At 67.9% G+C, this 1,083-nt stretch carries 1 protein-coding gene; it reads right to left on the bottom strand.

The window, feature by feature from the left end; translation table 11 throughout:
• Positions 1-240 precede the first annotated feature (240 nt).
• Positions 241-864: a uracil phosphoribosyltransferase gene (gene upp / locus RHBS_RS27960; RefSeq protein ID WP_037188128.1), complete on the bottom strand. Its 624-nt coding sequence runs from the start codon at positions 862-864 to the stop codon at positions 241-243.
• Positions 865-1,083 lie beyond the last annotated feature (219 nt).

Here is a 1,083-nt window from a genome sequence, read left to right on the forward strand (position 1 = left end):
CTCCCGGCCGGGGGCACGGCACGTAGCGCGGCGGACCGTCGGCCCGAAATGCCATGCGCCCGGTGCAGTACCGATCGGTCGACGCACCCGGCGCACGGAAACCGAGCCTGCGGCCGACCAGTTCGTGGAACTCGATCTGCTCGGTGTCGACGTCGAGCACCCGCAATCTCGGGCGCGGTGCAGGTGACGCCTCCGAGGGCCAGGAGACGCCGAGAACCAATCGGCCTGCGACAGAGGGAGTCAGCGCGGACCGAACTGACGATCGCCCGCGTCACCGAGGCCGGGAACGATGAAGGCGTTGTCGTTGAGGCCGTCGTCGATGCTCGCTGCCACCAGTCGCACCGGCAGACCCGAGGCTTCGAGCGCGGCAACTCCTTCGGGAGCGGCAACGACGCAGATGGCGGTCACGTCCGCCGCACCGCGGCCGACGAGCAGTTCGATCGTGTGGACCATGGATCCGCCGGTGGCGAGCATCGGGTCCAGTACGTACACAGGCGTCTGCGACAGGTCGTCGGGCAAGGATTCCATGTACGGCACGGGCTGGTGGGTTTCCTCGTCTCGGGCCATCCCGACGAAACCGACGCGGGACTGCGGGATGAGGCTGCTGGCCTTCTCGACCATTCCGAGGCCCGCGCGCAGAACCGGGACCAGCAACGGCGGTCGTGCCAGCCTGGTGCCCTCGGTGACCGCGACGGGTGTTCGCACCTCGAAGGTGTCGATCGCAGCATCGCGGGTGGCCTCGTAGACCAGCATGTGGGTGAGCTGGCGCAGAGCCGACCGGAACGTGGCGTTGTCGCTCCGCTCGTCCCGCATCGTGGTGAGCAGGGCTGCGGCCAGTGGGTGATCGACCACGTGTGTTTCCATGCCGACAAGGATAGGACTCGGTCGGCAGGACGCGAACGGCAACTCGGGGGAACCGAATGGCAAGTACTCGCGTCGAACCAGTTGGGCGTCGCACTCGGCGACCGTGAATCGATTGCATTCTCAGGGGGCACTGATGGCCGAGCTCGTCGTCGAAACCGAGGGGGTCCTCGCGTACGGTGCGGTGGCGTCGACCATGGCCGAGCAGATCGCCGCGGCAGG

Source organism: Rhodococcus sp. BS-15 (assembly GCF_000813105.1).
Lineage (GTDB): Bacteria > Actinomycetota > Actinomycetes > Mycobacteriales > Mycobacteriaceae > Rhodococcoides.